The sequence below is a fragment of the Novosphingobium sp. genome (genome assembly GCF_036733805.1).
In the GTDB taxonomy this organism is placed as follows: domain Bacteria; phylum Pseudomonadota; class Alphaproteobacteria; order Sphingomonadales; family Sphingomonadaceae; genus Novosphingobium.
Window position 1 is genome coordinate 1 of the sequence record NZ_DAIMZT010000073.1, and the last position, 12353, is coordinate 12353.

The 12353-nt window shown below is 60.5% G+C and carries 10 protein-coding genes; 7 read left to right on the forward strand and 3 right to left on the reverse strand.

Annotated features, from left to right (window positions below):
• The 4 genes from glgB to glgX form a co-directional block, all read left to right on the forward strand.
• Positions 1 to 2139: 1,4-alpha-glucan branching protein GlgB (glgB, locus tag V7D69_RS13945; RefSeq protein ID WP_333606096.1), on the forward strand; the 2139-nt coding region annotated here is incomplete at its 5' end.
• 1 nt (position 2140) lies between these two features.
• The gene (gene glgC, locus V7D69_RS13950) at positions 2141 to 3400 is read left to right on the forward strand and encodes a glucose-1-phosphate adenylyltransferase (protein ID WP_333606097.1); all 1260 of its coding nucleotides are present in this window, start codon (positions 2141 to 2143) and stop codon (positions 3398 to 3400) included.
• Positions 3401 to 3444: 44 nt separating this feature from the next.
• Positions 3445 to 4905, forward strand: coding sequence for a glycogen synthase GlgA (gene glgA / locus V7D69_RS13955; protein ID WP_333606098.1), 1461 nt, complete (start codon positions 3445 to 3447; stop codon positions 4903 to 4905).
• Entirely contained in the window at positions 4902 to 6722 is a 1821-nt protein-coding gene (gene glgX, locus V7D69_RS13960) for a glycogen debranching protein GlgX (protein WP_333606099.1), read from the forward strand. The genes glgA and glgX overlap by 4 nt, the downstream gene beginning before the upstream one ends.
• Before the next feature lie 36 nt (positions 6723 to 6758).
• Here the strand turns inward: glgX and V7D69_RS13965 are convergent, their stop codons facing one another.
• Positions 6759 to 8228: an oligosaccharide flippase family protein gene (locus V7D69_RS13965; protein WP_333606100.1), complete on the reverse strand. Its 1470-nt coding sequence runs from the start codon at positions 8226 to 8228 to the stop codon at positions 6759 to 6761.
• Between the two features lie 497 nt (positions 8229 to 8725).
• Between V7D69_RS13965 and V7D69_RS13970 the strand changes: the two genes are divergently transcribed.
• From V7D69_RS13970 to V7D69_RS13980, 3 genes are read left to right on the forward strand one after another with little or no spacing between them, the layout of a single operon-like run.
• Positions 8726 to 9310 carry a sulfotransferase gene (locus V7D69_RS13970; protein WP_333606101.1) on the forward strand — a complete coding sequence of 195 codons (585 nt, stop codon included), beginning with the start codon at positions 8726 to 8728 and terminating at the stop codon, positions 9308 to 9310.
• 60 nt (positions 9311 to 9370) lie between these two features.
• On the forward strand, positions 9371 to 9493 hold the full coding sequence (locus V7D69_RS13975; RefSeq protein ID WP_333606102.1) for a hypothetical protein: 123 nt from the start codon (positions 9371 to 9373) through the stop codon (positions 9491 to 9493).
• Positions 9477 to 10184, forward strand: coding sequence for a sugar transferase (locus V7D69_RS13980; RefSeq protein WP_333606103.1), 708 nt, complete (start codon positions 9477 to 9479; stop codon positions 10182 to 10184). The genes V7D69_RS13975 and V7D69_RS13980 overlap by 17 nt, the downstream gene beginning before the upstream one ends.
• A 10-nt stretch (positions 10185 to 10194) precedes the next feature.
• Here V7D69_RS13980 and V7D69_RS13985 read toward each other — a convergent pair whose 3' ends face one another.
• Positions 10195 to 10329 (reverse strand): hypothetical protein, encoded by a 135-nt coding sequence (locus V7D69_RS13985; protein WP_324063959.1) that lies wholly within the window; start codon positions 10327 to 10329, stop codon positions 10195 to 10197.
• Positions 10330 to 10595: 266 nt separating this feature from the next.
• Positions 10596 to 12056, reverse strand: a complete 1461-nt coding sequence (locus tag V7D69_RS13990) for a TolC family outer membrane protein (protein WP_333606104.1) — start codon at positions 12054 to 12056, stop codon at positions 10596 to 10598.
• Positions 12057 to 12353: the final 297 nt, after the last annotated feature.

Genomic DNA, 12353 nt, shown 5'->3' on the forward strand with positions numbered 1-12353 from the left:
TATCAGGGAACGCACCCGGACCCCTTCTCGCTGCTTGGCGCTCATGCCGGACCCAATGGCACTTTCGCGCGCGCCATCCTACCGGGGGCGGAGAAAGCGAAGGCGTTCAGCCTCGAAGGGTTGCCCCTTGGAGCACTGGCGAGGGTGGATGACAGCTTCCTGTTCGAAGGATGCCTCGACGGTCCTCCGCAGCCGGTCCGTTACACATGCGGCGCCGCAGACCGCGAGTGGGTTCTGACCGACCCCTACACTTTCGGTCCCGTGCTGGGTCCCATCGACGATCTGCTTATTGCCGAGGGCACTCATTTCCGCCTGTTCGACAAGCTGGGAGCGCATCTGATCGAGCATGAGGGCGCTGCCGGGGTTCATTTTGCCGTATGGGCCCCCAATGCGCGGATTGTCAGCCTTGTGGGCGATTTCAATGACTGGGACCCCGGACGCCACGTCATGCGCAATCGACGCGATATCGGCGTCTGGGAAATCTTCATTCCCGACATCGGCGAACGCCGCGCTTACAAGTACCGCATTGTCGGTGGGGACGGCACTGTGCAGCCGCTCAAGGCCGATCCCTTTGCTTTCATGTCAGAGCTTCGCCCCGCCACCGCCTCGCTGACGGCCCATCCCGCCAAGCTCGACTGGGGGGATGAAGCGCATGGCGCTCACTGGGCATCGATCGATCCGCGCAGGGCGCCGATCTCGATCTATGAGGTTCACGCGGGCTCTTGGCGGCGCGAGGATGGGAACCGGTTCCTGACCTGGGATGAACTGGCCGATCGTCTGATCCCTTACGTGGTGGAGATGGGATTCACTCATATCGAGTTCTTGCCGATCAGCGAGCATCCGTATGACCCTTCGTGGGGTTATCAGACCACCGGCCTCTACGCGCCGACCGCTCGCTTCGGAGAGCCGGCGGGCCTGGCGTGCTTCATTGACGGCGCACATCGCGCTGGTATCGGCGTGATCCTTGATTGGGTGCCCGCTCACTTCCCCACGGATCAGCATGGACTGGTCCGCTTCGACGGCACCGCGCTTTATGAGCATGAAGACCCGAGGCAGGGCTACCAGCCCGATTGGAATACGCTGATCTACAACTTCGGCCGGCGCGAGGTGCAGAGCTTTCTCATCAACAACGCGCTGTTTTGGGCAGAGCGCTATCATGTCGACGGACTGCGCGTGGATGCGGTCGCTTCGATGCTTTATCGCGACTATTCGCGTAAGACGGGCGAATGGATACCTAACGAGCAGGGCGGGCGCGAGAACTGGGAGGCGGTGGATTTCCTGCGCGCGATGAATCGTGCGCTGTATGGGGGGCATCCGGGCTTTATCACTTTCGCCGAGGAGTCGACGGCGTGGCCCGGCGTCACTCAGCCCGCTTACGACGCCGAAGGGAGAGCCACCGCGCTTGGCTTCGGGTTCAAGTGGAACATGGGTTTCATGCACGATACGCTGCGCTACATGGCCCGCGATCCCGTGCACCGGCGCCATCACCACGACGATCTGACTTTCGGCCTGATGTATGCTTTCTCCGAGAACTTCGTCCTGCCGCTCAGCCATGATGAGGTCGTGCATGGGAAGGGATCGCTTCTGAATAAGATGTCGGGCGACGATTGGCAGCAGTTCGCCAACCTTCGTGCTTACTACGCGTTGATGTGGGGATACCCCGGCAAGAAGCTGCTATTCATGGGACAGGAATTTGCCCAACGCCGAGAGTGGAGCGAGGCGCGCGCGCTTGATTGGGAACTGCGCGATGCGTCCGCGCATGAAGGCGTGCGTGCGCTCGTGCGGGATCTCAATCAGCTTTACCGCTCAAGGCCCGCGCTTCACGCTGGCGATTGTGAGACGGCCGGCTTCGAATGGCTGGTCGTGGATGATGCTGAAAATTCCGTCTTCGCCTGGCTGCGCAAGGCACCCGGAGCAAAACCCGTTGCGATCATCGCTAACATGACGCCTGCCTTGCACACAGGCTATCGGCTGCCTCTCCCACACGCAGGCACATGGAATGAGATCCTGAACAGTGACGCGGTCATTTACGGCGGCTCTGGGAAGGGCAATCTGGGGCGGGTGGAGGCCGCTAACGGGCACGCCACGGTAACGCTGCCACCGTTGGCCACGATCATGCTTGAATTTGGGGGTGACTGAGATGAGGACGCCTACCGGACAACCCCTTGCGCGCGATGCCATGGCTTATGTCCTGGCCGGGGGGAGAGGCAGCCGGCTCAAGGAATTGACGGACAACCGCGCCAAGCCCGCAGTTCACTTCGGCGGGGTGAGCCGGATCATCGATTTCGCGCTGTCCAACGCGATCAATTCGGGCATCCGGCGGATCGGTGTCGCCACGCAATACAAGGCGCACAGCCTGATCCGGCATATGAACCGCGCCTGGAACTTCATGCGTCCCGAACGCAACGAGAGCTTTGACATCCTGCCGGCCAGCCAGCGCATTTCAGAGCTTTTGTGGTACGAAGGCACGGCGGACGCGGTTTACCAGAATATCGACATCATCGAATCCCACGGACCGAAGTACATGGTGATTCTGGCTGGCGATCACATCTACAAGATGGACTATGAGCTGATGCTGCAGCAGCACGTCAACTCTGGCGCGGACGTAACCGTGGGCTGCCTTGTGGTGCCGCGCACGGAGGCGACCGGTTTCGGCGTGATGCATGTGGACGCGAATGACACCATCACCGCTTTCGTCGAGAAACCGCGCGACCCGCCGGGCATCCCCGGTGATCCTGACCACGCACTCGCCTCCATGGGCATATATGTGTTCGAGACGAAATTCCTGTTCGAAGAGTTGCGCCGCGACGCAGCTGACCCGGATTCGAAGCGCGACTTCGGCGGTGATATCATCCCGCACATCGTCAAGCACGGCAAGGCGGTAGCGCACCGCTTTACCAATTCGTGCATCCGCGCAGCTGAGGAGATCGAGGAATACTGGCGCGACGTGGGCACGCTGGACGCCTATTTCGACGCCAACCTCGATCTTACCGACACTGTGCCCAAGCTTAATATGTACGATCGCGACTGGCCGATCTGGACTGATACGGTGGTCGCTGCGCCCGCCAAGTTCGTGCATGACGAGGAAGGGCGGCGAGGGCAGGCGATCTGTTCTCTGATTAGTCAGGACTGCATTGTATCAGGTGCACTGGCCCGCCGCTCTCTGCTGTTCGCCGGCGTGAAGATGGGCAGCTATTCAAGCGTTAATGAAGCGGTGATCCTGCCCAATTGCAACATCGGTCGCGGTGCACGCCTCAATCGTGTCATCCTCGATTCCGGCGTGCGTATTCCCGAAGGGCTGGTGGTGGGTGAGGACCCCGAGCTTGACGCGCGCCGTTTTCGTCGTTCGGAGAACGGTGTGTGCCTGATTACGAAGAAAATGATCGGCCAATTGGGATGACCGTGAAACGCAAGGCCCTCTCTTCCACACACGGGAGGGCTTGATTGGCGCCTCTGAAAGTTTTGTCCGTTGCCTCGGAAGCGGTGCCGCTTGTCAAGACCGGGGGGCTGGCCGATGTGGTCGGCGCACTGCCGGCCGCGTTGGAGCCCCATGGTGTGGAGATGACTACGCTGCTGCCGGGCTACCCGGCGGTAATGCAGGCGCTTGGCCGCGGCCGCGCAGTTCACGCCTGGGATTCGTTGCTGGGCGCGCCTGCACGATTGCTGGCCGGAAAACTGGACGGCGGCTATCCTCTGCTCGTCCTTGACGCACCGGCGCTTTATGCTCGTGAAGGCGGGCCATATTCCGACGTGGCCGGGCGCGACTGGCCCGACAATTGGCGGCGTTTCGCCGCGCTTGGCCGGGCGGCGGCGGAAATTGCCTGCGGTGCCATAGTTCAGGGGGGCGAAGCGCGGCACTTCGATTTGCTTCACGCGCACGATTGGCAAGGCGCCATGGCGGCGGCTTATCTCCGGTACGCCCCGATGAATGAGCGCGTGCCCGCGATAGTGACGATCCACAACATGGCCTTCCAAGGGTGGTTCGACCGAGAGGTTTTCGCTCAGCTCGGCTTGCCTGCTTCGGCATGGGCGATCGACGGTGTTGAATATCACGGAGGCATCGGCATGTTGAAAGCCGGTCTCTCTTGCGCCGATGCTGTGACCACGGTGAGCCCGACTTACGCACGGGAAATCCGTTCGACGACATTCGGCATGGGATTGGAAGGACTCGTCGCAGCAAGGGGCAACGCAGTTCGGGGCATCCTTAACGGTATCGACACAGACTTGTGGAATCCGGCCGGCGATACGGCCCTTACCGCGCGTTATACGAACCGTACATTGGAGAGGCGCCTCCTTAACAAGCGCGCTTTGGAGGCAGAGTTCGGTTTGGCCGAAAGCGATGGGCCGCTGTTCATCGTCGTCTCCCGGCTGACCTGGCAGAAGGGCATGGACGTCCTTTCAGGGGTGATCGATCATCTTGTCGGCATCGGCGGACGTCTTGCCTTGCTTGGTGCGGGCGAGGCATCGATCGAGCAAGCATTGCGCGCAGCGGCTGCACGCCATCCGGAGCGGATCGGCATTCGCATTCATTACGATGAACAGCTCTCGCACCGAATGCTGGGCGGTGGCGATGCGATCCTGATCCCTTCGCGGTTCGAGCCTTGCGGACTGACGCAGCTTTACGGCCTTGCCTATGGCTGCCTGCCCGTGGTTTCCCGCACCGGTGGTCTGGCCGATACGGTGATTGATGCTAACCCTGCCGCACTTGCCGCCGGTTGCGCCACCGGCGTTCAGTTCGATGGCGTCAGCTATGACGCGTTAATCTCCGCGCTGACCCGTACCGTTGCGCTTTACGATCAGCATCAGGTCTGGCGACGCATCCAGAAGAACGCAATGAAGTGTGATTTCTCCTGGAAGGCCAGCGGCGCATCCTACGCCGATCTCTATCGGTCACTCACGGCATGAATCCGCTGGGGGCCGAGGTCCGCGGTGGAATGACCCGCTTTGCGGTGCGTGCGCCGCGTGCCGAAATGGTGCGGCTTTGCCTATTCGCGGGAGAAGCGGAAACCTGTCATGCGATGTCGCGGCAAGGCCAGGATTGGGCGATCGAGATGCTCGGAGACCTTTCGGGCACCCACTACGGCTATCGTGCGGAGGGCGAATGGGCGCCTTCGCAGGGCTTATGGTTCGATCGGGCCAAGCTGCTGGTCGATCCGTATGCCACGGAGCTGGATCGACGTTTCGTTCAGAACCCGCGCCTCGCGCTATACGGAGAGGATACGGCTGACATCGTGCCGCGCGCTATCGTGCCCGCACCGGCAGGCACTCTGCCGCAGGAGCCGCCCCGGTTCCGGCATGGAAATCTGATTTACGAACTTAACGTGCGTGGTTTCACCATGCTCCATCCCGAGGTGCCAGAGCATTTACGCGGCACCGTCGCTGCGCTGGCGCATCCGGCGGTCATCGCGCATCTCAAGAAGCTGTCCGTCGCAGTCGTCGAACTGATGCCGGTGGTAGCCTGGATCGATGAGCGGCATCTGCCGCCCCTCGGTCTCGCGAACGCCTGGGGGTACAACCCGGTCGCCCCGATGGCGCTTGATCCCGGTCTTTGTCCCGGTGGTGTGGCGGAACTGCGCGACACCGTGCGTGCGCTTCATTCTGAAGGAATCGGCGTGCTGCTGGATATGGTCTTCAATCATACGGGCGAAAGCGATGTCGAAGGTGGTGTTCTGTCCCTGCGCGGCCTTGATAACGACGCCTATGCCCATGCGCCGGACGGGGCGCTGATTAACGATACCGGCTGCGGAAACACGCTTGACTTCGCCAACTCGGCAGTGCGGCGCCTCACGCTGGACGCGATGCGCCATTTCGTCAGTCGTTGCGGCGTTGATGGGTTCCGTTTCGATCTGGCCCCGGTCCTGGCGCGCGGTCCCGGCTTTGATCCGGCCGCGCCGATCTTTACCGAGATCAAGGACGATCCGCTGTTGGCGGACCGCATCTTGATTGCCGAGCCGTGGGATGTCGGTCCCGGTGGCTATCAGCTTGGCAACTTTCCGGCGCATTGGCTCGAATGGAATGACCGCTTTCGTGATGACGTGCGCCGCTTCTGGAAGGGGGAGGAGGGCATCGGCGTGCTGGCGACGCGGCTGGCGGGTTCATCGGACGTGTTCGGCCCTCATCAACCGCATTCGGATTGCCGCGCTGTGAATTTCCTGGCCGCGCATGATGGTTTCACGTTGGCGGATGTCGTTTCCTACGAGCGCCGACACAACCAGGCGAACGGGGAAGACAATCGCGATGGGCATACCGAGAATTTCAGTTGGAATAACGGTGTTGAAGGACCCAGCGACGATCCGGCCGTGCGGGCCGCGCGCAAGGAATACCTGCGAGCCATGCTGGGCACGCTGTTCGCTTCGACCGGGACGATCATGCTGACCGCCGGCGATGAGGCCGGGCGCAGCCAGCGAGGGAACAACAATGCCTATTGCCAGGATAACGTCATCGGCTGGATGGACTGGGAGAACCGCGATGCGGACCTGGAAAACTATGTCGCCGAACTTTCCGTCAGGCGACACGCGCGGCTTCGATCCTTCGCGCGTTTTCCAAGCAAGGGGCTCTGGCTTGCCGAAGAGGGCCGGCTGATGACCGTCGCCGATTGGGAAGACCCCAATGGCCATACCTTCATTTATGACGCAGAGCCCGAGGAGGGTACGGGTGAGGGAGAACTGCGCGTCGAAATCTGCCGTACGCGGCGACTGGCGCGCATCGACTTTACGGCCTGAACAGGGCAATCGCTCACGGCCAAGACTTCCTCCCCGCTATCCCGAAAATGCCTGAAGGCTGAATACGCGCAGGCGCATTGCCACGGCCAGGATAGCCAGCCCGAAGATCGTCGCCGTCACCAACCCTATGCCCAGGATGCCGATCTTCCCGGTCTGAAGATGAAGGGACAACTGCCCGTAAACGATATGGAGAGCGAGCCCGTAAAATAGGGAAAGGACGAGGGCGAGGGCAAAGTTCCGCGCGGCTCCGTCAATCCGGATCCTGCCGTGCCGGCGCAGCAGATAGAATGCCCAGCCCGTCGTACAGAAGACCACCGCGGCTTGTGTCCACGCCAGCGCCTCAAGCCCGAAGGGAGAAACGACGAAGATGGCCGCTACCGAAATCACCGTTGACACCATGTCGAACATCATGACCCAGGCGGTTCGCCCCAGCGCGGCGAACGCCGGCTCGACCAGCATCTGCCCTGCACCGGCCGCGCCGCGCAGCGCCATGGCATATGTCACCACCAGCGCCGGCAGGTAGGATGGCTGGAAGAATAGTGCGATCACATCGGGGGCGAAAACGATGATAAGGGCGCCGACCAGCCCGCTCAGCAATGTGATCGAGCCGGCAAAGCGGGCGAGAGGTGTCGCCAGGTCAGCATCCCGTCTGGCCGCCGACCCGAATTGGGTGGCGGCAAAGTTGCTCATGGGCTGGTTGAATACATCGGTGGCGCCAGTCGCCACCCGGTTGCCGAAACGGTAAAGACCGACTGCCGCGGGCGAATGAAACATGCCCAGTAGAAGGTCGGCGGCATAGCGCGCCAGAAAATTCAGCAGCCGCGAGCCGTAAAGCCCTCCGGAGAAGGCGGTGGCCTTGCCTGCGAGATTCTTGTGAAAGACCAGGTCCGGCCAGTCTCGGCCGAGCACGGCGAAAAGGATCGCGCCGGAAATCACGCGCAGATAGCGGAAGGCGACGAGAGCGTAGAGGGAGTGCCAAAGCCATAGCAATGCAACCCCGCCCACCAGGGCCACAAGATTCTGCGCGAACATGATTGTGAAATTCAAAGTCATCTCGCCGCGCCGCAACAGAGCGGCTGAAGACCACGCGCCGATGCTCGCCAACGGTTGGATCAGCGCAAGCAGCACCAATACTCCGCCGAGGCCGGGTGCTGTGAACATCCATTCCAGAGGATAGGCCGCCAACGCCAGGACCAGCGAGGCGGCCGAAACCAATCCCACGATCAGCCAGAAGCAGGTGGACAGCACCGCCGCATCATCTTCCTTGGCAGTAAGAATGAATTGATAGAAGCCGGTGTAAGTCATCGTCTGGACCAGCACGATGAAGACAATCCCTAGGCTGTAAGTGCCGTACTGCGCCGGCACCAGGAATCGAGCGGCGAGCAGGGTGATGACCAGAGTGGATATCTGCTGCAATGAACGCGCGGTAAAAGCGAAGATTGCTCTGCCGCCTTGTCGACCGATGGCACGCAAACCACCGTTTTTCAATGCAATGCCGGGCATCATGTTCGGTACGCCTTGGACAGGATCGCGAGCGGCGCTTGCGAAGCGGTATGACCCCCGCATGCAAGTGCCGAACGAAGGGACCGGATCCACCGGTCGGTTCAGATCATCTCATCGCCTGTCAGTACCCATTCTCTGCCCATTGCCCTTCTGCACGCACTTCTATCATCCGGCACTGCATCTAGAACCGGAATTTCCGCCGGGATGGAGGTAGTTGCGCGCGAGGAGCGCCGCCGCGGTCGCTATCGTGCGGACGATCATGATAGGGAGGCCAGTTTGCTATGATGCAGGTGTTGCGGGAATCCGGGAAGAGAACGGCGGGATGGCTGCTCAGCCGCTCCATGCCACGATATCGGTATCACCATTGCATTTTCATTCTTGCGCACATGCGTTGCGGTTCGACGGCGCTTTCCAATATCCTATGCTCGCGGCCGGATATCAGTGGATACGGGGAAGCGCACGTTTGCCATGATGGTCCCGCCGCATTGGGGCGACTAGCGGTGAATCAGATGCGACGCGGCGGATGGAGACCGCAGGCGCACTATCTTTTCGACAAGATCCTCCATTCCCGACATGATTGCGATGTCCCCACCGAATTTTTCGAGGCTCGCGCCATCTTTATCGTGCGAAGGCCGGAGCAGGCGATCGCTTCCATCGTTCGGTTGTTCACTCGCCTCGACCGCAAGGAGTACGAAACGGCATCGGAAGCCGCGCAATACTATGTCGAACGACTGGCCGCGCTTGAGGGCATGTGGCACAGGTTTCCCGGCTTCCGACGGATCGGGCTCACGCATGAGGCGCTCCTTCAGGACCCGGACAGAGCGCTTTCTGCGGTTTCCGGTAGGTTCGGGTTCAGCCCACCGCTTGAGAACCGCTACGTCAGCCCGCCGGCGTCGCGTCGCGGCGGCGGAGGAGATCCGCTGGTCAGCGGACGGCACACCCGGATCGAGTCCAGGCTGGCCCATCCGATCCAGAAGAACCCGGTACTTGATTTACCGGTCGATCTCGCATCCGAGGCCGAGGAGCGTTACCGGCGGCTCAGTACGCTCTTTCATCTGGATAGTTCCGGTTCCGACACGGGATAAATAGCCGTTCAGTGAAAGATAGTCTTAAGGAAATAAGAATCTTTCCACGCAGAAATAATCATGCCCAAATTGAACGAAAATCTCGTTGCTGCCTTGAAATGGCTCCTGATAGCGATCGTTTATCGGGCGGACGCTTGGCTCGATGTCAAGCTTGAGGGAGAAGGAAGTGGCGAAGTCGATTGACGCTGCATGCACGGTTTCCACGTATTATTCAGCATTCGTGGAACCTTTCACGAGCGCGTCGGGCCGCTCCATCTCGCCTTTGCAATCGGGTGCCTGGCGTTGCTTCGATATTGCCGTGGCGAGCGCCGTCCTGCTCGCGGTGGCGCCGTTTCTGCTTTTTATCGCGGCGGTTCTGTTCGTAACTGATCCGGGGCCGATCTTCTTTGCACACCGCCGGATCGGACTTGGGGGGCGATATTTCTATTGTCTGAAATTCCGATCCATGAGGGTAAACGCGGACGCCATTTTGCGCGATCATCTCAGCGCCGATCCAGAAGCCCGGCGCGAATGGGAAGCAACGTACAAATTGCGTGACGATCCGCGCATTACCCCAATCGGAATGCTTTTGCGCAAGCTTAGCTTCGATGAGTTTCCGCAGCTTCTCAATGTGCTCGCCGGCGATATGAGCATCGTCGGCCCCCGGCCGATTGTGGACGCGGAAGTGCCGCGGTACGGTCGCTATATCCGCCATTATTGCCGCGTTCGTCCCGGCCTGACAGGATTGTGGCAGACGAGCGGCCGCAGCGATACGTCCTACCGGCGGCGCGTGGCGATGGACGTCTCTTACGTCGAGCGCAAAAGTATAGCCTTTGACGCGTGGTTGCTGTGCAAGACGGTTCCCGCCGTCGTCTTTGCCCGAGGTTCCTACTGAAGCAGCCGGATCACAGCAGCGTGCGCAGTATCAGCCACCACAAAGCGAGACTGACTCCCATGGCGACAGCCCAGCCCGAAAGCGAAATCCTCTCGCCAAGATCGCGTGACGACGCAGGTATTGTCTGAGGATGAATCCTTACCATGCGGCCCTCTCAAAATCATGTTCTGTTTTAATAAGATGGTCTGAAATTCATGAATGGCAACAGCTTTATTGCGCATGCAACCGATTGAATAACTGGGTATCGTCATTCTCGGTCGCCGGTCGGCGCAGCCCTATAGCTTTCGGGCATCGCGACCCGGCATTCTATTTGTCGTGTCTATGTCATCTATCGGTAGCATTTTGAGCAAGGGCCAATCGAAGGGGATTTCGTTCGGATTCGATTCAATTCCGAAAAGCCGCGCGCAATTATTAAGGCGCGGTCTCACTTGCGCCGGCCAGCGGCTGCAGCGGGGCAGCCCCGATCGGCGACCAGTCATAATGAACAGAGTTTTCCCGCTGGACGGGTGCCTGCCTGACCTTTTCCTGCAGCACCGAGCGGTCGAAAGGCGCCAGGATCGGTCGCAGCGGCAATCCCGCCATCGCGGATATGCCTGCCCGTGAGGCATCGGGATCGTAAGGGCGGACCTGCGCGAACATGTCAATTGAGAGCAACCCGGCATCGCGCAGCACCGCTACCTGACGCAGATAGATTTCGGCGCGGGTCTGCGCAGCGTCGATGCGCGCGTTAAGCAGATCATTGGTGACGTCAAGGACATCGCGCAAGGTGCGGATGCCTGAGGTCTCCTGCTTCTTGACACCCTCCACCGCCCGCTCCGCGACACGAACGGCTTCGTCATAGCTTGGCATGGCCTCGCTCGATGCCTGCAACAGGCTCCAGTCGGTGGCAAGGTTTTCGCGGATGTCGCGCCGCGTCTGTTCGGTGAACTGCTGGTCCGCTTGATTACGCGCGATCGCCTCGCGCACTGCCGACGACTGCTGCCCTCCGGTGTAAAGCGACATCGTGAAGTTGACGCCGGCCACCACCGCTTCCTCGCGCCGGGTATTCTGATACGGTGTCAACGGATCCCGCCTGGCCGAAGCAAACGCGCTGACTTGCGGGCGCATCTGTGCTCGGCCCGCGCCCACTACCGCTCGGGAGCGCGCTTCGGTGAACTTTGCCGCAGCAAGGGTGGGGTTATGCGTTTCCACTTCGCCATAAAGCACTTCCAGGTTCGGCAGCTTCGGTAGAGCGGGCGGGGGCGCCAGCGCTTCCGGATAGCTTCCCACGAGATTGCGATAGCGCGCGGCGCTGGCTTCCACCGTGGAACGCGCCACGATCACCCGCCCCGCAGCCAGTTCCAGGCGATTGTTGGTCTGATCCAGATCGGGTTGGGTGGAATCGCGCAGCCGGAATCGCGCGGCGATCACATCGCGCTGTTGAAGAAGTAGGTCGTAATTCTCAACAGCAACGCCGTAGAGTTCGATATCACGCTGCAGCGAGACGTAGGCATTGACGACGTCAAGGATCAGTTGCTGCCCGGCGGTGCGCAGCTTTTCGCGTTCCACCATCTTGGCGGCAGAGGCGGCATCGACATTGGCGGCAAGTCGGCCGGACGTGAAGATCGGCTGCGAGAGCGTGAGCGCGGCCGATGTGCCAAATCCATCGGTTTCGGATGGAAATGCTGTGCCGCGAATCCGGGCGGCGGTGAATTCATGCCGGATGTCGACATTCAGTGACGGTCCATATGCGGCGCGGGCCTGCACCAGGCCCTCGTCCGCGGCGCCGGCGAGGGCGCGGCCGCCTTGAAGTGACGGATTGTTTTCATAAGCGGCGGAGAGCGCCTGCTCCAGAGTATCCGCGCGCGCGATGCCGCCCGTAGCTAGGAGCATTGTCAGCGCAAAACCATTTATGTACGTGTATTTATGGAAGTAAATTTCCTTATTTAGGAATATATTTGAAAAATTATTCATTAATTTAAGCCCCAAAACTGATATATCGAGGCTGGTTCCTTATATTCTTCTCTGATTTAATGCTGGTAGAGATTGTTCCGGACAGGACATAATCATGAATAGAGGCGCGCGGAGAATGCCTGCCGTGTCCCCAGGCATTTGCCGGCCACTGAATAAAGAGAACCGCCGATGATCTTCGCTGCACGGCTTTCGGCCGAATTGAGGGTTGCGCTCAGC

Coding starts and splice junctions, on each gene's coding strand:
- glgC (WP_333606097.1), top strand. CDS start 2,141: ATGAGGACGCCTACCGGACAACCCCTTGCGCGCGATGCCATGGCTTAT.
- glgX (WP_333606099.1), top strand. CDS start 4,902: ATGAATCCGCTGGGGGCCGAGGTCCGCGGTGGAATGACCCGCTTTGCG.
- V7D69_RS13965 (WP_333606100.1), bottom strand. CDS start 8,228: ATGATGCCCGGCATTGCATTGAAAAACGGTGGTTTGCGTGCCATCGGT.
- V7D69_RS13975 (WP_333606102.1), top strand. CDS start 9,371: ATGCCCAAATTGAACGAAAATCTCGTTGCTGCCTTGAAATGGCTCCTG.
- V7D69_RS13985 (WP_324063959.1), bottom strand. CDS start 10,329: ATGGTAAGGATTCATCCTCAGACAATACCTGCGTCGTCACGCGATCTT.
- V7D69_RS13990 (WP_333606104.1), bottom strand. CDS start 12,056: ATGCTCCTAGCTACGGGCGGCATCGCGCGCGCGGATACTCTGGAGCAG.